The organism is Paenibacillus nanchangensis (genome assembly GCF_046543445.1).
Taxonomy (GTDB): domain Bacteria; phylum Bacillota; class Bacilli; order Paenibacillales; family Paenibacillaceae; genus Paenibacillus_AQ; species Paenibacillus_AQ nanchangensis.
The window spans coordinates 98609-115875 of record NZ_JBHOFD010000020.1; the positions used below are offsets into that span (position 1 = coordinate 98609).

A 17267-nucleotide genomic window follows, 5' to 3' on the forward strand; every position below is an offset into this window, starting at 1 on the left:
TCTAACGCTTTTGCTTTTGCATCTATTTTGAAGACAGGACTGAATTGTTATGGCTTTTGGCATCTCCAGAGAAGAACTTTCGGCGTGGAAACAAGCCGTTACAGCAGGCAAAATTGCCTTTTTGACCCATTACTGGCTTGATCCCCGCTTCCCGGGGGTGACCACCGTTACCAAAGTTGGCTGCTCGGATCTCGGGCGGCTGGAAGCGTGGTGCCGGCAGAACGGACTGCCGCCGGAATATATTCACCACCGTCCGCCGTTTCCCCATTTTGATCTGCTTGGCCCCAAGCAGGCCGATATTTTGCGGCGTGAAGGGCTGACCGACCAGATGCGGCGGTTCAATATCCGTTAAGGCAGCTTGGCCGGCTAAAATAAACTCCGCCAAGACTGTCTTCTTTTATTTCTTGCGCAGGTCTTCCATAATCTTGCGTCCGGTAGGCGTCTGCGCCAACCCGCCACCCGCCGTCTCGCGGTGCTTCTCGGGCATGGACGAGCCCACCTCCAGCATCACTTTAATCACTTCGTCCGACGGGATTACGCTGCGCACTCCGGCCAGCGCCATATCGGCCGCCGCAAGCGCCGTCACCGCGCCGAAGCCGTTGCGGACGATGCAGGGGATCTCCACCAGCCCGCCGACCGGATCGCAGATGAGACCAAGCGTATTTTTGAGCGCCAGCCCAACCGCGTGTACCGCCTGCGCCGGTGTACCGCCGCGCAGCTCAGTCAGCGCACCCGCCGCCATACCGATTGCCGAGCCAACCTCCGCCTGGCAGCCGCCTTCCGCTCCGGAAACAAACGAATTGTTGGCGATGACATACCCGATCGCGCCCGCCGCAAACAGCCCGTACACCATCGTGTGATCGTCCCAGCCAAAACGCTTTTGGCAGCTGAGGAACACGCCCGGGATAATGCCGCACGACCCCGCTGTAGGCGTAGCAATTATCCGCCCCATGGAGGCGTTCACTTCCGAGACGGCGAGCGCATAAGCAAGCGCTTCTCCCGCACCGCTTCCCAGGCACGACTCGTCCGCCGTATTGTAGGCGGCAACCCGCTGTGCGTCAAGACCCGTCAGCCCGCTGCGTGAGGTCGTATCCTCATGCAGTCCCCGCTCCACCGCCTCCTTCATAACCTCGTAGTAATCCGCCATTTTTGCAAATTCGCTTTCTTTGGAACGCCCCGACTCCGCGCTCTGCTCTTCGAGCATTAATTCACCGATCCCCAGGCCGCGTTCCTCGCACAGCAGCACAAGTTCACTTAAAGTTGAAAAATTCATTCGTCACCCTTCCCTTCTTCCTCCGGTCCCGCATTCAGATCAATCCGTTTGACGCTTTTGACGGCCGGCAGCTCTTCCAAGGACCGGATCAGCTCCGGCGATGCCGGCTCGTCCAGCTCAAGCACGGTCAAAGCGGCGCCGCTGCGATGCTTGCGGTCAAGCGACATATGGCCGATGTTGAGTTTGCCGCGGCGGATCACCTCCGTGACGTTCGCCAGGACGCCCAGCCAGTCCATATGATGAATCAGCACCGCCGGATATACGCCGGACAGCTTCACGCTGAACCCGTCGATATCCACAATCTCAATATTCCCTCCGCCGATGGAGATGCCCGTCAAGGTAAGCTCCCCTTTACTTCCTGCCAGCCGGAGCCGCGCCGTATTCGGATGGGGGAACAACCCCGTTCCGACCCCGAACACAATTTTCATGCCCGCGGCCTCCGCCTGTTCGATAGAATTTGGCAGTCTCCGGTCGTCAGTTGTATAATTCAGCAGTCCTCCTGCAATCGCCACATCGGTGCCGTGACCCTGATAGGTTGCCGCAAATGAGCCGAAAAACGTCACCTCAGCTTCCCGCGGCATCTCGCCCAGCAGCTGCCGGGCCGCTCTCCCGATCCGGGCCGCACCGGCTGTATGCGAGCTTGAAGGGCCGACCATCGCCGGGCCGATAATGGAAAATACATCTTTAAATCGCATGCAAACGCGTCCCCGCTTTCCGTCTGTCTAACTTCCCTGCCGTTTCTCCAATCCTCAATGGACCTAGTATAAACAGCTCTTCCCGACAACTTGCGCCATCCGGGAGAACAGTGTAGTCCATTCCTCCATACCGTACGGGATTACTGCAAAATCCACTTAAATTGCACAGGAATACAGCGCACATCCTTACGTTGTACGGGAATACAGCGCAATTCCGTTCCGGTATTCCCAGCCGGCCGCTTCCCAAAACCGCCGGCCCGATTCATTCCCAGGCGCCACCATGATATGGCATTTGGCAATCCCCTGTCCGCGCAGCGTTTCAAGGCACCGGGCAGCCAGTTCCCGTCCGATTCCCTGTCCCCGGTGCGCTTCGCCAACCGCCACATGATATAAAAAACCGCGCCGGCCGTCATGCCCGCACAGCGCCGTCCCGATAAGGGCGCCATCGCCGTCCAGACATACCCGGCTGCAGCCCGGATTCCGTTTCAGATAAGCCGCAATTTCTTCACGGCTGTCCGCTTCGCTCAAGACAACCCCGCCGCAGCTTTCCCACAGCCAGTAAGCCGCTTCATAATCTTCCAAAGTCATTTCTCTATATTCCATCTTGCGATCTGCCGCTCCTTTGCAAAAACACATCCATCCCGTTCTCAATGTACTACCAACCCCGTCCTGCCGCAAGAGCCGCTTCATGCGCACGCATTGCTGGGCGAATGCATAGAGTAAATACAGGATAACCAAGGAGGGCATTGATTTGATTGAACCCACATACCCGTATATCGGGAGCCGTACCGTCTGCCGGGAGCAGCCTTTAGCTTTCCCCCCGCAGCATCAGGACCGGCAGCCGGGACTGGAATATCTGATGCGGCCGCAGCCGATCAGCGACAACCCTGCGGTTCCGGGCGGCGGCAGGCTGCGCGGCAAATACGCGCTGATTACCGGAGGCGACAGCGGGATTGGACGGGCGGTCGCCATCGCGTTTGCGAAGGAAGGCGCCGATGTAGCCATCGCCTATCTTAACGAAAGAGAGGACGCTGAAGAGACAGCCCGCCTCGTCCAGGCGTACGGGCGCCGCTGCCTGCGGCTGGAGGGCGATCTCCGGCATAAGACGAACTGCGAAGCTGTAGTCAGGCACACGCTCCAGACGTTCGGCAAACTCGATATTCTTGTGAACAACCATGCGGTGCAATACCCTCAGAGCAGCCTGCTGGATATTACCGAGGAACAGCTGACGGATACGTTCTGCACCAACATTTTGTCGTTCTTTTTTATGACACAAGCCGCATTGCCTTATTTAAAAAAGGGCGCTTCCGTAATTAATACCGCCTCGATTACGGCCTACCAAGGAGACAAAAAACTGATCGATTATTCCTCGACCAAAGGTGCCATCGTATCCTTCACCCGTTCGCTCGCATTGTCCCTGGCCGGTGAGGGCATTCGGGTCAACAGCGTATCGCCGGGGCCGGTATGGACACCGCTGATCCCCGCCACCTTCACTGCCGATGAGGTCAGCGTATTTGGAACAGATACGCCTATAGGCAGAGCAGCCCAGCCTTATGAGCTGGCAGGCGCTTACGTTTACCTTGCCGGGCCGGAGTCAACCTACGTGACCGGGGCGTCCATCCACGTTAACGGAGGAGACCTCACAACAAGCTAAGCTCCACGCCCGCCGTCCGCCGTCCTGATCCCGAAAGGAGCTGAATAGTCCATGAGCAAGCTGAAATATGAAGGTATCTCCTCCGTCCGTCTGTCGGCAGGCATTTACGCGCTCGGCAAACTGGCCGGGGCCGGAATTACGCTGCTGCTGCTGTCTTTGGCCACACTTGGCCTGCCGAGCAGCGGCGGCATTCCCGAAGGCTGGCCGGTTACTCCGGCTCATGCCGTCTACGCTTATGGGCTGGTTGCTTCGCTTGTCGCGGACGCCCTGCAGAAGCTGCTGCCCGCCCGTCCTGTTCTTGCCGCCATCTCCGCTTATCCCTTATGCGGACTGGGTGCCGGCCTATGGCTTGCAGCCGAACAGGGCGGGGAAGCATGGGTCTGCGCGGCCGCGGGCGTCCTGGTGCTGCTGGTCTTTTTGCTGGCCCAATCCGCTTGTGAACGTGTGCCCGCTCTGCTGCCTGTTTTTGCTTTTGTTGTACCGTTGATCTTCCTGCTGCCCGGATTAGGATAACTGCAGGTCCCCGGGGCAGATCCGGAAAAGGCCGTTATGGGGAAGGCTGTTCAGATAAGGGTTGCAGGATCTGCGGTTGCAGGATCTGCGGTTGCAAGATCTGCGGTTACAGCGCATCAATCAGATCCCCGGCGATCAGCGATGCCGGGCAGTTCCGGCGTGCCGCGGCGCGTTCTCCTGCAAGTCCATGGAGGTAGACGCCAAACGCCGCAGCCTGGGCGGGCTTCAGCCCTTGGGCCAGCAGCCCGCAGATCAGGCCGGTCAGCACATCGCCCGACCCGCCTGTCGCCATGCCCGGATGGCCGGTCGTGTTAATGTAGACCTCACCTTCAGGGGTGGCCACTACCGTATGCGCCCCTTTCAGCACCAGCGTGACGCCTCGCCCGGCGGCGTAATTCCGCGCCAGCCCGATGCGGTCGCGCTGCACCTCCGGTGTGGACAAGCCGGCCAGGCGCGCCATCTCGCCGGGATGAGGCGTCAATACAACGCCGGACCGGGGCTGCCAATCCCGCCCGCCGTCCGCATCGGCCAGCATGTTAAGCGCGTCCGCGTCGACGACCAGCGGACCCTCTGTCCGCTCCCAGATGGAGCGCAGCCACGCCGTATCTCCCTCAAAGCGCCCAAGGCCCGGCCCGATGCCAAGCACATCCCGCTGCTCCGCCAGACGGACCACGGTATCCGCCGTATCCAGCGTCCACCTGCCGGCCGCTCCGCCCGCATCGGCCAGCATGATTTCGGGCGCCGCACCCACGGCGTGAGGCAGCAGGGCACCCGGGACGGCCCAGGTGACCAGCCCGCTGCCTGCGCGCAGCGCGGACCGGGACGAGAGCAGGCCTGCGCCGCTCATCGGCAGGCTGCCGGCGGCCATTAATACGTGGCCGTAGGTGCCCTTGTGCCCGTCGGGAGAGCGCCGGCGCAGGGGGTCTACGCCGAGCCGCGTACGGAGCACCCCGGGCGTCAGCCACCAGGTGCGGATTTCGGCCGCGTCCGCCAGGGAGACCGGAATCCCGATGGAGCGGACGGCCACCCGCCCGGCATACGCAGCGCCGGGGAACTGCATTAAGCCCCGCTTCAAAAAAGCGAGGCAGACCGTCACGTCCGCCCGGATGCAGGGGGTATGGACCGCTCCGGTATCGGCATCAAGGCCGCTCGGAATGTCGGCGGCAACAATCGGCCGGCCGCTCTGCACGGCGGCCTCGATCAGCTCCGCGTAAGCGCCCCGGGGGGCGCCGGCCGAGCCGGTGCCAAGCAGCGCGTCGACGATGCCGGTGCACGCGCCGAAGTCCACCGCGTCCCGGCCGTACACGACGGCCGGCAGCCCAAGCGCGGCGGCGGCGTCCCGCTGCCGCGCGGCTTCGCCGCCGAGCGTCTCCGGCGGCGAAGCGTACACCAGCGTGGCGGCGACGCCCGCCTCGCGCAAATACCGGGCGGCGGCGATGCCGTCGCCGCCGTTGTTGCCCTTGCCGGCGAGGATGAGCCAATGCTCGCCCTCAGGGCGTTCGAGCATCAGCGCACGGTCGCCGCTGATGCCATAATCGCCGCTCACGTACGCAGGGTTCGGGCGCTCGCCCGAATCGCCGCAGATCAAGGGCGAACCCAAGGCTGGAAAGCCATTGCCGCGGTTGCCGTTCCCATCTGGTGACCAACCCCAGCCCGGCACTCCCGACACGCCTTCTGCCCCAGATTCCCCTGGCCTTATCTGCACTCCTGCGACTCCCTGTGCTCCTGCCACTCCCGGTTCTCCTGCCATTCCAGGCGCTCTTGACGCGCCCGTTACTGCTCCGCCAGCGTTCCGCCTCCGGCATAAGGCGATGACTTCTTCAGCGATCGCTCTCCCTGCATTCTCCATCAACGCAATGGCGGGAATCCCGATCCGTTCGATCGTCTCCGCATCCAGACGCCGCATCTCCTCCGCAGTTACCACATGCATTTCCTTTGCTCCTCCCGTCCTGGCCCTCATCCGTTTCTTCCGCTGCCGTTTTTATTTTACAATCTCCCGCCAAAAAACGGCCCATCTCCCCGCCTCAGCTTCAATAACCAACCGTGAAACGGGCGCGGCTGAAATTCTGTTCCTCCAGTTCGTCCACCACCGCCACGGCAAAATCCTCCGCGCTGATCGCACTTTTTCCGTCCTCATCCACCACAAGCCGGTCGAGCCCAATCCGGAACTGGCCGGTCCGGCGCCCAGGTTCGATCACCGCCGCAGGGCTTACATACGTATAGTCAAAATCAGAATTCCGGTAAATTTCATAAGCGTCGGCATGCGCCATCGCCAGTGACCGGACTTCCGCCGGGAACCCAACTGTATCCATCAGCCGCTCCCCGCTTTCTGTCAGCAGGCTTCCGGCGCCGCCAATTACAAGGAGCCGGGATGCCCCTGCGGCGCGAACGCCTTCAAGCAGCGAACGGGCCGACTCCGGCAGCTCTTCCTCCCGCCCGAACGGCGGACCAAATGCGCTGACCGCCGCTTCATGTCCTTTTGCCGCGGCTTCAACCGACTTCGGGTCCAGCACATCCGCCGTCACCTTTTGCAAATTCCCGTGTTCGAGCTCAAGCTTGCCAGGGCTGCGCAGGGCAGCTGTCACCTCATGTCCCCGCCGCAGCGCCTCCTCCAGAATCCGGCCGCCGATCATGCCGGAGCCACCAAACAATACGATTTTCATCGCCCATCCTCGCTTTCCTGTTGGGTGGACGGTCGCCCGCCCCTCACCCATAATTTATCCGATATCTCTCCGCCGAAACCGCGGCCGCGGCAAAAAAGCCCGCTGGGGGCCGATCCTACTATCTCAGCTTCGGCTTAAGACCTGACGGCAGCGACAAAAAAGAAGCGGCCATGTCCGCCGCTCCAGTCCTTTAGCTGGCCGATCCCTTGACCGGCCATGCCTTTCTCAGCCGCCTCTTTCGCAATCACACCCTTCCCGTCAAATCCTCACCCGGGAATCCCTTCTCCCCGGCGAATCAGCGGCGGCTGTGCGGTAACTGTGCCAGGATATTTCAGTCCTGCCCCGGTATTCAGCACCACGACAGTATCCTCTTCTTCGATCCAGCCGTTCTCCCGCAGCACCCGGGCCGCAGACAGCGCAGCCGCGCCTTCCGGGCAGACAAATGCGCCTTCCATCCGTGCCGCCCGGTGCAGCTCCTCCAGCAGATCCTGGTCCGAAACCGCAATCGCCACCCCCTCGGTGGCATACAGGGCTTCCAATACCAGAAAATCCCCCAGCGCTTTGGGCACGTTAATACCAAATGCCGCTGTCGCAGCCCCTTCCCAAAATTCCGAGACAGGCTTCCGCTGCTCCCAAGCCCGGACGATCGGCGCGCAGCCTTCGGCCTGCACCGCTACAAAGCGGGGAAGGGGCCCTTCCAGCCAGCCAAGCTCTACCAGCTCTTGCAGCCCTTTGTAAATTCCGATGAGTCCCACGCCACCGCCGGTCGGATACACGATGACGTCCGGCATCTTCCACCCGAGCTGTTCTGCCAGCTCCAGCCCCATAGTCTTTTTCCCCTCGATCCGGTACGGTTCTTTCAGCGTGGAAGCATCGTAAATCCCCGTTTCCGCCACCCGGCTCTGCACAAGGCGTCCCGCATCGCTGATGAGGCCTTCCACCAAATAGACCTCGGCCCCCGCGGCGATGCATTCACTGTGGGTAATAGCCGGCGCATCCTGGGGCATCACGATAGTCGCGCCAATCCCTGCCCGGGCGGCGTACATTGCCCAGGCCGCCCCCGCATTCCCGTTGCTGGGCATGGCAAAACGCCGGACGCCCAACTCTTTAGCCTTGGATACACCGACGGCTGCGCCGCGTGATTTAAAGCTGCCGCCCGGCAGCAGTCCTTCATCCTTCATAAACAGGCGGGGAATTGACATGTTTGCGCCCAGCGACAGCAGCTTGAGCAGCGGTGTCATCCCTTCACCCAACGAGACGATACAGTGCTCCTGTTCCACAGGCAGCAGTTCATGATACCGCCACAGCGTCGGCTCTCTGCGGCTGATCTGTTCAGGCGTGACCTCCGCCCGCAGATCGTCCAGCCGGTAGCGGACAAGCAAAGGAGAACCGCAGGCACACAGCTGCTGAAGCTCCCGGTAATCGTATGACGCACCGCAGGATGGGCAGCTTAAGTGCGAGATGTAGCTGAAAGACATCATCATTCCCCCTATGGATGTGGATGCTTCCGCGGCTTACGGTGAGAAGCCTTGATGTACGCTTCCCCGCTGTACGGCGGAAAGCCCCTGCCTGAATTCGAGGATCAGAGCAAGGGCTTCAAGCAGCGGTATTGATTTATTGTTGTTATTGTAACGCACAGTTCAAGTTAGAGTAAACAGATATGTCAGGTAGGCTTTTTCAAAACTTTCTGGCTGTATTCGTCTTAGGACAGGGAAGAAGGCTTGAATCGGGGAGTAAGATGTGGAATAGTTAGGATGAAAGCCGATATTGAAAGGGGATTTGCTTATGTCGCCTTTGGCCAAACTGCTGAAGTGGATTACCTTTGCGTATGAAGCGTTTCTGGCTTTTCCGATTGTAGGCGGCATTTTTATCGTCGCCAATGCCTGGACCCCGCTTGGGGTAGCTTTTGTGCTGCACCTTGTAACTTTGTTTGTGGTATACAGGGAAAGAGGTCCCGTCATTGGAAACGCAGCAGGGATTGTCACTTCGATGCTTGCGCTTATTCCGTTTCTCGGCTGGTTTCTGCACGGATTAACCGCTCTTGTGCTGCTGTTTGAAGGAATTGTCGTCTCACGCCGTCCTCCGCGGTACTAACCCTCTTTATCTATCGGCCTGTCTGTCGATCTGTTGATCTGTTGATCTATTGGTCTGTCGATCTGTTGGTCGGTCTGTCGGTCTGTCAGTCTGTCGGTCTGTCGGTCTATCAGTCTCTGGTCTGTTCGATCTGTCAGTCTGTCGATCTATCAGTCTCTGGTCTGTTCGATCTGTCTGTCAGTCGGTCTATCAGTCTCTGGTCTGTTCGATCTGTCGGTCTAGTCGTTCTATTGGTCAGTTTGTCTGCCGGTCAGTAGTAGGCCGGAGGAGCGCAGTGTGAAGGGGCGCGGAGTGGGGCGTGGAGTGAAGGAAGGCAGGGCGGAGGAACGCCCGTATAACTGGTCCGGAGGAGGAAGCATGGTGCCCTTATCACTGCTAACAGAAATCCATACACAGCAAGCAGTCTTGGCGGGGATTGGAGGTACGGCGGCGGCTGTACTATACGGCTGGTCAGCCGCCCGCCGCAGGCATGCGGTTCAGGAGCGGCTCGCACGGGTCCGCCGCCTGCTGGAACCCTTATGCCTGCTGTCTGGACTACTGGGCACGCTGCCGGACCCGCTTCCCTCCGGGTCGGCGGAGGAACGGCGGCTGCTTAGACTGGCCGGTCTCTGCCGGTCGGCTCCCGGGCTGAGCCGCCATCTGCTGGACCACCTGGAAGCCTTCGTCCGCGATCTGCCGGTACAGCGTCCGCCCCTATCTTTACGGCGGGCTTTGGAGACGGAAATTGAAAGCCTGCGCGAGGAACAGAGCCGGCTGGTCCGTTCGCTGGATGCGCCGGGCTGGGCGCAGGGCTTCTGGCTGCTGGTCCGGCCTGGCGTAAGTGTCGCATTGGCCGCAGCGGTGATTCTGTTTACGCTGCAGCTCTACACAGCGCTGGATTCCGGCCAGTCTCCAGGCATCCCGGCCGCCTACTACTGGTTGCGCTGGGCAAGTCTGCTCGTATCGGTTCTCTCGCTTTACCGTTTACTTATGGAGAACAGCCGGTCTTTAACGCCTTTTCGCCGTGTGCTGTGCCTGTTAATGGCAGCTTCTGCTGTACTGCATGTCCTTGGTGAAGCACCAGCGCCATACGTTTTACCCATACAGCTCGTACTCTTTGGAAGCGGTTTTGCCTTCACACCGGGCAAATCCTCCCGGCGCAAGCGCCCTTATGCCGGAAGCGATGAGCCGGGGGAAGAAGACTGAATCTGGCCTTGTTTAGGCCTGGTAGACCGGCTGAACTTTAAACCGCGTTAGAGCCGCCGCCCGGGCGCTCCGTTTCCTCCGCCCGGACCAGCGGACTGTTCGGAAAACGCCGCCGTTCCGTCCGCTCCACCTGTACAATCTGCCCCTCATGTACGACAATTTGCAGTGATCCGAACTCCATGTTGTCCAGCAGACCTGCGATTCGCTCCAGCCATACTTGATCCACTTTCAGCGGCTTAGCCATACTTCGGCCTCCTTATGTTGGGTTAGTTAGACATAACCGGCAGCTGCAGACTTATCCTTATTATCCACCCAAATTACTTGGTTTTAAATTATCACGACTGGAAATCTCCTGTCAATCGCTGTTTTTGCCCGCAAACCAGCTTTTTAGAATCATCGTAGCGACGGCCAGCATGAGCAGCAGAGAGGCGACTGCAAACGAAGCCGAGAACTGGTATTCATTGTACAAAATCTCAACGTGCAGCGGGAGCGTGTTGGTCTCCCCGCGAATATGCCCCGAGACGACCGACACCGCTCCGAATTCGCCCATGGCCCGCGCATTGCAGAGCACAACGCCGTACAGCAGTCCCCATTTGATGTTGGGAAGCGTAACCTTCCAGAACATCTGCCACCCCCTGGCGCCCAGCGTCATGGCGGCTTCTTCCTCCTGCGTGCCCTGCTCCTCCATCAGCGGAATCAGCTCCCTGGCCACAAAAGGAAATGTAACAAACAGCGTGGCGAGTATAATGCCGGGGAGGGCAAACACAATTTTGATATCATGCGCCTCCAGCCACGGACCAAACCAGCCCCGCGACCCAAATACCAGCACAAAAATCAGACCGCCAATTACGGGCGACACGGCAAAAGGCAGATCAATCAGCGCCAGCAGCAGTCCTTTCGCCCGAAAGCGGAACTTGGTGACCGCCCAGGCGGCGGCCACACCAAATATCGTATTCAGCGGCACGGTGATGGCGGCGGTAAGCAGCGTCAGCTGCAGCGCGGACCGCGCATCCGGATCGGTTAGCGCTGCAAGGTAGACGCCCCAGCCCTTTTTCAGCGCTTCGGTCAGCACCACCGCCAGCGGCAGGACAATGAGCCACAACAGAACCAGCATCGCCAAAGCGATCAAAACCCATTTGGCCGCATGCGATTCACGGACCGCCTGAGAACCGGGAGTCCGGGTTCTTACGGACCGCATTGGTATCGTTCCAGCCATAGGTATTTCCTCCTCCTTCATTCCTCATCTATACAGCTGCAATCACGAATGCCGGATCTTCCGCTGCAGTAAATTGATCAGCAGCAGCAGCGCAAACGAAATCAGCAGCAGCATCAGGGCTACGGCGGTTGCGCCGGCATAATCGAACTGTTCCAGCTTGGACATGATGAGCAGAGGCGCGATTTCGGTTCTCATCGGCATATTTCCTGAAATAAATACGACCGACCCGTACTCTCCAATCCCTCTGGCAAAAGCGAGCGCAAACCCGGTCAGCAGCGGAGCATACAGCCCCGGCAGCACCACCGACCGGAAGATCCGCAGCGGACGGGCGCCAAGCGTCGCCGCCGCTTCTTCCAGCTCCTGCTCCATTTCCTGAAGCACGGGCTGGACCGTCCGGACGACAAACGGAATGCCGATGAACATCAGCGCAAGCGTGATTCCCGCCGGGGTAAACGCCAGCTTGATGCCAAGCGGCTCCAGCAGGGAACCGACCCATCCGTTCGCGGAATACAGGGCGGTCAAGGACACGCCTGCAACCGCGGTTGGAAGAGCAAACGGAAGGTCGATGAGCGCATCGGCGATTTTTTTGCCGGGAAAATCATAACGGACCAGCACCCAGGCCAGCAGCAGTCCCAGAAAGGTATCGATCAGCCCTGCAGCAGCCGCAGTGGTAAGACTGACCCGGTAAGAGGCCAGCACCCGGGGATGGACCGCCGTATCCCAGAAAGTACTCCAGGTCAGCCCAGTAGAGTTAAACAAGAGGGCCGACAGCGGAATCAGCACGACGAGACTCAAATACAGAATGGTGTAGCCCATGCTAAGCCCGAATCCCGGCAGCCTGCCGCCGCTTTGGCGCGGCAATTTCCTAACCGTTGATGTAGACATCCCGCCCGTCGCCCCTCTCCATTAACCGTGTCTCAGCTTCCCGGCACATAAATCTGGTCAAAGATCCCGCCGTCGTTAAAGTGCTTTTCCTGGGTTTCTTCCCATGTTCCGAACTTCTCCTGCAGCGTAAACAGCTTGATTTCGGGGAACCGGTCTTTCACCTTTTCCCGGACCGCTTCCAGTGTCGGCCGATAATAATTGTCCGCGGCAATCTGCTGTCCTTCTTCGCTGTACAGGTATTTCAGATAGGCCTCCGCAACTTCCCGGGTGCCCCGTTTGTCTACCGTTTTATCGACAACAGCCACCGGCGGCTCCGCCACAATACTTTGGGACGGATTCACAATTTCAAATTTATCGGGTCCCAGCTCCTCCACCGACAAATAAGCTTCGTTTTCCCAAGCGATCAGCACATCGCCGATTCCCCGTTCAACAAAAGTCGTCGTTGCTCCCCGCGCGCCGGTATCCAGGACAGGCACATGCTTAAACAGCTCTTTTACGAATTCCTGGGCCTTTGCCTCATCGTTGCCGTTTTGGTCCAGCGCATACCCCCAGGCGGCAAGGTAATTCCAGCGCGCACCGCCCGAAGTCTTCGGGTTCGGCGTAATCACTTCGACACCTTCCTTAAGCAGGTCAGGCCAGTCCTGGATCCCCTTCGGGTTCCCTTTACGGACAAGAAACACGATAGTGGAAGTATACGGCGAGCTGTTATGTTCAAACTTGGACTGCCAGCCTTCATTGATCAAACCGGCTTTTTGGATCGCGTCGATATCGTACCCGAGCGCTAAGGTCACTACATCGGCTTCGAGCCCGTCGATAACGGAACGGCTTTGCTTGCCGGAGCCGCCGTGGGATTGTTTGACCGTTACCTTTTGACCATGCTCTTGTTCCCAGTAGGCTGCAAATGCTTTATTGTAGCTCTCATACAATTCTCTAGTCGGGTCGTACGATACATTCAGAAGTTCAACGGGCTCTTTGGCGGCTGCGGGGGAGGCGGAGGTTTCCGCCGTGCTTGCTGCACCTTCTGTGGGTTTAGCAGCAGCTTCATTTGTCCCAGCGTCCCCCGCGTTGTTCCCCCCGTTTCCGCAGGCCGTGAGCCCCAAAGCCAGGATCAGCAGCATTCCAGCCGCCGCGCGCAGTTTTATTTTGTTCCGATTTCTCATTTCCGGTCACTCCCCCAAAATGTAAGATCATTTTGCATCCGCCGTACGCAAAAAGACGGAAAAACGCACACAGCATGCCGAACCAATAGGCTTCTTTCTCCCCTGGCATGTTTTGCGGCGTTCCTCCGTCTGTACGGTAAGAACATATTTTATTATTCCTACCTAATTAGTAGGTTATATTGACATCATAAGGATGCTAGCCCAGTCTGTCAAACCTTTTTTGGTGAAAAAAAGCAAAAAAATAGTCTCATCAAGACCATGCATAGGCACAGCTTACCCGCTGCCTTGTTTTACGCAAAATACCAGAACAGTTCATCCGGGCGCCCCTTGTAAACGAAGACACAAAGTAATATTATTGCTACATCTTATGGGAAAATGGGTTGGCCGATGCCTGATGAAATGAGAAAAAAAGCGCAAAGCGGGCGGCCTGCGGAATGAATTGAGGGGGATACAGCAATGGGTTTGGGACTGGAGCGGGGCGATGCGCCTCTTATACCGCAGAGGCCCCCGGCATCCCGGCGGTTAATCGGGACACTGAAACAACGAATACAAACGGTTTACCGTTATGATACACCGCTGTGGAGGCTGGCGATCGGAGGAAGCTGGACGCTCAGCTTCCTTGCTTTTGCAGTCACCGTACTCGGTATCCCGACCGGCTTCGGAATTGCCGTCGACCTTCTGCTTGCGGCCGCGGCCAGCACCTTGACGCTGGCTGTGGCTGGCAATGTCCTGGCCCTGCTGCTCGCCCTCGCCGCAATCCCCGTTCCACGGCTTTATACCGGCTGTGTGCTGTCGAGCGCGGGCATCGTGTTTGCCGTCTTCTACTTTGCTGAGGTCGATTCAGCGGCTGCGGGCGTCATTGCCGCCGGGGCTTCGCTTCTTGGCGCGGTCACGGGTCTGTTTTTCGCCCTGCTGTACCGCCGGCGTTTCCTTCCGGCCCTGGCTATCGCCGCCGCTGCAGGCCTGCTGACGCTCCTGCCGGTGGATTGGGCCAATCCTGCCGGCACAGCGGTTCCGCTCCAGCAGGAGCCTGCCGGGACGGTGCTGCCAGTCTCCGCCGCCAACCCGTCCCTTCCAGGCGGCTTTGCTTATACCACCTTCACTTACGGCAGCGGCAAAGATCTGCATCGGCCGGAGTATGGTGAGGCGGTAAGTCTGCTTTCCTCTTCAGCCGATGCCTCTGCATACATTACCAAGTGGCCCCGGCTGCGGTCGCTGTTCTGGGGATTCAGCCAAAACGCGCTGCCGCTTAACGCCCGGGTCTGGATGCCGAAGGGGGACGGCCCTTATCCGCTTGTTCTGCTTGTCCACGGCAATCATATGATGGAGGATTTTTCAGACGGAGGATACGGCTATTTGGGTGAACTGCTTGCGAGCCGGGGGTTTATCGCCATATCGCTGGACGAGAACTTTGTCAATTATTCGGCATGGTCCGGCATTCCCGACAATGACATGAAAGTGCGGACCTGGCTGATTCTCAAGCATTTGGAGCAGATCTCCACCTTTGCCGGCCAGCCGGGCAATCCGTTTTATGGCCGTGTAGACACCTCGCGGACCGCGATTGTCGGCCATTCCCGGGGCGGCCAGGCGGCCGCTATGGCCGCGGATGCGCGCCGCTGGTTCAAAGACGACCCCGTGCTGGCTGCCGCGGACCGGTTCCGTATCGCTGCAGTAGCCGCGCTGGCGCCAACCGACAAAAATGTGGATGACCGGCAGGCGAAGCTGAGCAATGTGTCGTATTTGACGCTGCAGGGCGCACGGGACGGGGATGTTCATATTTTTTATGGCGACAGACAGTATAACCGGGCGAGTTATTCTCCCGGCTCAACCGCCTTCAAAGCGTCGCTGTATATTGGAGATGCCAACCACAGCCAGTTCAATACAGATTGGGGACTAACGGATCTTTCCTTGCCTGCCGGCCTGTTTCTTGACCGCAGCCGCATCATGGACGGTGAGGCCCAACGTACGATCGCCAAGGTTTATGTATCGGCGTTTATGGAAACGGCGCTCCATGAGACGGAAGATTATCTGGGACTGTTCCAGGATTACCGCAGCGCCAGGCAGTGGCTGCCGGATACGGTCTATTTCAACCGCTACGAAAGCGGCGGGTTTGCACCGCTGGTCCGTTATGACGAAGACCGCAATAAAAGCACGGCGGGGACGCTCGGCACCATTTCGGCCGAAGGGCTCCGCTGGAATGAAGAGCCGGTCCGGGACCGGCAGGCGAACAGCAAAGGCACCTTCGGCGCTGTGCTGGAGCGGGGGCCCGGCTCCACTGGCGAGGCGTATTACCGAATTACGCTGCCCAGTGATTCGGGAATGGGAGCGGCGCTGTCGGGGGCAAGGGGAATTGCCTTCTCCTTGTCCAACCGCAGCGCAGAGATTACGGATAAAGAACCTGCAGCCTCCCCGCCGGAAACTGCTCTGCCTGTCGAGGTCGAACTGACGGACGCGAGCGGTGTATCCGTACGCCTGCCGCTGGACCGCTTCCGCTCTCCTCAGCCGCTGCCCTTTACCCGCTTCACCTGGAGCCCCATGCTGGAGGAGCGGGTATCGGACGGCAAATATGGAGATCCGCGGGAAGCGGTATTTCAGACTTACCGGCTGCCTTTTGGCCTGTTCCGGTCGGTTTCGCCAGCTCTAATGCCTGAGAGACTGGCCTCCATCACCTTCCATTTCCGCGGGACTGCTAAAATCATGCTGGACGATGTCGGCTTTTACCGCGACGTCAGCCGGGAACCGGGACTGGAAGGGGCTGCCGCACGTTAATCTCCGTTATTGCTGCGGCAACGGAACAACACATGCCGGAGACGGAATCTCCAGTTCATAACCGGTTGGTATAAGCCGGCCCGTCTCCTTGTCTATCCGGAAAGAGACGAGATTCCCGCTGTTCTGATTTGCCGCCACCAGCAGTCCGCCGACCAGATTAAAGTTGCGGGGGGTCCGCCCGCCTGACGTCTGCCAGTCCGCGGCCTCCAGCAGCCCGGTGGAGAGATCCGCATGAAACAGCGCCAGGCTGTCATGCCCTCTATTCGATACGTACACAAACCGGCCGCAAGGTGAGGCTTTGATTTCCGATGCGGTATCGTCGCTTCCTGCCGCATACTGTGCGGGGATCGTCGGCAGATGCTGCAGCAATTTCAAATCCCCGTTAACCTCGTCATTTGCAAACACGGTAACCGTATTGCTCAGTTCGTTCACCGCGTAAATCCACTTCCCGGACGGATGCACGGCCAGATGCCTTGGTCCCGAACCGGGCGGCAGTTCAATTTCGCGGTGGGTGACCAGCCGGCCGTTCTCCAGCCTGTAAATGAGGATTTGATCGAGCCCGAGATCACATACGTATACTCTCTCCCCCTGCCGGTCAGACAATACCGAATGAGGGTGAGGCCCCTCCTGCCGGTCTTCCCGGAAACCCGAACCGCTGTGCCGCACCTGTGAAATCATCTCTCCAACCGCCCCATTGGCTTCCGCAGCAAACACATTTACGTTGCCTCCTGAATAATTTACTGTCAGGATGTATTCTTCCCCTGGTGTCAGGGAAACATAACAGGGCGCTCCTCCCTCGGTCCGGCGCGAACCGATCGGCTGGAGCACACGATCCGGCCCGATGGAAAAGGCGGATATCTCCCCGTCCTCCTTTTCACTGACCGCGTACAGCACTGTTCCGGTCCGGTTTATTGCCAAGTAGGAGGGATTCTCGATGCCAGCGGAAGACTGCACCAGCGTCATCTCGCCGGTTTCCTGATGGATTGAACACAGGTAGATGCCCGGCTCCTCCTCCTGCGCATAAGTGCCAGCAAAAAAGTACGTTTGGTTCATCGTTTCCATGTCGTCTCTCCTTTGGTCGTTCGGTTATGTACTCACCTTCTATTACCCTTTACGGATACCGGCTTACGCAAACAGCGTACAAGAATTTTTACACGGGT

The 17267-nt window shown here is 59.0% G+C and carries 17 protein-coding genes; 6 read left to right on the top strand and 11 right to left on the bottom strand.

What is annotated here, in order from left to right; genetic code table 11:
* Positions 1–49: 49 nt before the first annotated feature.
* Positions 50–352 carry a hypothetical protein gene (locus tag ACE6ED_RS17020; RefSeq protein ID WP_410828405.1) on the top strand — a complete coding sequence of 101 codons (303 nt, stop codon included), beginning with the start codon at positions 50–52 and terminating at the stop codon, positions 350–352.
* 45 nt (positions 353–397) lie between these two features.
* Here ACE6ED_RS17020 and sdaAA read toward each other — a convergent pair whose 3' ends face one another.
* The 3 genes from sdaAA to ACE6ED_RS17035 form a co-directional block, all read right to left on the bottom strand.
* Positions 398–1273: an L-serine ammonia-lyase, iron-sulfur-dependent, subunit alpha gene (gene sdaAA / locus ACE6ED_RS17025; RefSeq protein WP_410828406.1), complete on the bottom strand. Its 876-nt coding sequence runs from the start codon at positions 1271–1273 to the stop codon at positions 398–400.
* Positions 1270–1968, bottom strand: a complete 699-nt coding sequence (gene sdaAB, locus ACE6ED_RS17030; protein WP_410828407.1) for an L-serine ammonia-lyase, iron-sulfur-dependent subunit beta — start codon at positions 1966–1968, stop codon at positions 1270–1272. Before sdaAB ends, sdaAA begins: the two co-directional genes overlap by 4 nt.
* 186 nt (positions 1969–2154) lie before the next feature.
* Positions 2155–2571 (bottom strand): GNAT family N-acetyltransferase, encoded by a 417-nt coding sequence (locus tag ACE6ED_RS17035; RefSeq protein WP_410828408.1) that lies wholly within the window; start codon positions 2569–2571, stop codon positions 2155–2157.
* A 151-nt stretch (positions 2572–2722) separates the two neighbouring features.
* Between ACE6ED_RS17035 and ACE6ED_RS17040 the strand changes: the two genes are divergently transcribed.
* Both ACE6ED_RS17040 and ACE6ED_RS17045 read left to right on the top strand, forming a co-directional pair.
* Positions 2723–3622, top strand: coding sequence for an SDR family oxidoreductase (locus ACE6ED_RS17040; RefSeq protein WP_410828445.1), 900 nt, complete (start codon positions 2723–2725; stop codon positions 3620–3622).
* A gap of 51 nt (positions 3623–3673) precedes the next feature.
* Positions 3674–4135 (top strand): hypothetical protein, encoded by a 462-nt coding sequence (locus tag ACE6ED_RS17045; protein ID WP_410828409.1) that lies wholly within the window; start codon positions 3674–3676, stop codon positions 4133–4135.
* 106 nt (positions 4136–4241) lie between these two features.
* Here ACE6ED_RS17045 and ACE6ED_RS17050 read toward each other — a convergent pair whose 3' ends face one another.
* The 3 genes from ACE6ED_RS17050 to ACE6ED_RS17060 form a co-directional block, all read right to left on the bottom strand.
* The gene (locus tag ACE6ED_RS17050) at positions 4242–6065 is read right to left on the bottom strand and encodes an NAD(P)H-hydrate dehydratase (RefSeq protein WP_410828410.1); all 1824 of its coding nucleotides are present in this window, start codon (positions 6063–6065) and stop codon (positions 4242–4244) included.
* A gap of 100 nt (positions 6066–6165) precedes the next feature.
* A complete protein-coding gene (locus ACE6ED_RS17055) occupies positions 6166–6798 on the bottom strand; it encodes an NAD(P)-dependent oxidoreductase (protein ID WP_410828411.1) in 633 nt (210 codons plus the stop codon).
* Positions 6799–7064: 266 nt separating this feature from the next.
* Positions 7065–8276: a threonine synthase gene (locus ACE6ED_RS17060; RefSeq protein ID WP_410828412.1), complete on the bottom strand. Its 1212-nt coding sequence runs from the start codon at positions 8274–8276 to the stop codon at positions 7065–7067.
* 289 nt (positions 8277–8565) lie between these two features.
* Between ACE6ED_RS17060 and ACE6ED_RS17065 the strand changes: the two genes are divergently transcribed.
* Both ACE6ED_RS17065 and ACE6ED_RS17070 read left to right on the top strand, forming a co-directional pair.
* A complete protein-coding gene (locus ACE6ED_RS17065) occupies positions 8566–8892 on the top strand; it encodes a hypothetical protein (RefSeq protein WP_410828413.1) in 327 nt (108 codons plus the stop codon).
* Positions 8893–9168: 276 nt separating this feature from the next.
* The gene (locus ACE6ED_RS17070; RefSeq protein WP_410828414.1) at positions 9169–10077 is read left to right on the top strand and encodes a hypothetical protein; all 909 of its coding nucleotides are present in this window, start codon (positions 9169–9171) and stop codon (positions 10075–10077) included.
* 37 nt (positions 10078–10114) lie between these two features.
* Here the strand turns inward: ACE6ED_RS17070 and ACE6ED_RS17075 are convergent, their stop codons facing one another.
* The 4 genes from ACE6ED_RS17075 to ACE6ED_RS17090 all read right to left on the bottom strand — a co-directional run bounded on the left by ACE6ED_RS17075 (position 10115) and on the right by ACE6ED_RS17090 (position 13338).
* Positions 10115–10321, bottom strand: coding sequence for a YezD family protein (locus tag ACE6ED_RS17075; protein WP_410828415.1), 207 nt, complete (start codon positions 10319–10321; stop codon positions 10115–10117).
* 111 nt (positions 10322–10432) lie between these two features.
* Positions 10433–11275, bottom strand: coding sequence for a sulfate ABC transporter permease subunit CysW (gene cysW / locus ACE6ED_RS17080; protein ID WP_410828446.1), 843 nt, complete (start codon positions 11273–11275; stop codon positions 10433–10435).
* A gap of 60 nt (positions 11276–11335) precedes the next feature.
* The gene (gene cysT, locus ACE6ED_RS17085; RefSeq protein WP_410828416.1) at positions 11336–12178 is read right to left on the bottom strand and encodes a sulfate ABC transporter permease subunit CysT; all 843 of its coding nucleotides are present in this window, start codon (positions 12176–12178) and stop codon (positions 11336–11338) included.
* A 32-nt stretch (positions 12179–12210) separates the two neighbouring features.
* Complete coding sequence (locus tag ACE6ED_RS17090; RefSeq protein WP_410828417.1) at positions 12211–13338, bottom strand: sulfate ABC transporter substrate-binding protein; 1128 nt, start codon at positions 13336–13338, stop codon at positions 12211–12213.
* A 456-nt stretch (positions 13339–13794) separates the two neighbouring features.
* Between ACE6ED_RS17090 and ACE6ED_RS17095 the strand changes: the two genes are divergently transcribed.
* Positions 13795–16107 (top strand): alpha/beta hydrolase, encoded by a 2313-nt coding sequence (locus tag ACE6ED_RS17095; RefSeq protein WP_410828418.1) that lies wholly within the window; start codon positions 13795–13797, stop codon positions 16105–16107.
* 6 nt (positions 16108–16113) lie between these two features.
* Here ACE6ED_RS17095 and ACE6ED_RS17100 read toward each other — a convergent pair whose 3' ends face one another.
* Positions 16114–17169 (bottom strand): lactonase family protein, encoded by a 1056-nt coding sequence (locus ACE6ED_RS17100; RefSeq protein WP_410828419.1) that lies wholly within the window; start codon positions 17167–17169, stop codon positions 16114–16116.
* Positions 17170–17267 lie beyond the last annotated feature (98 nt).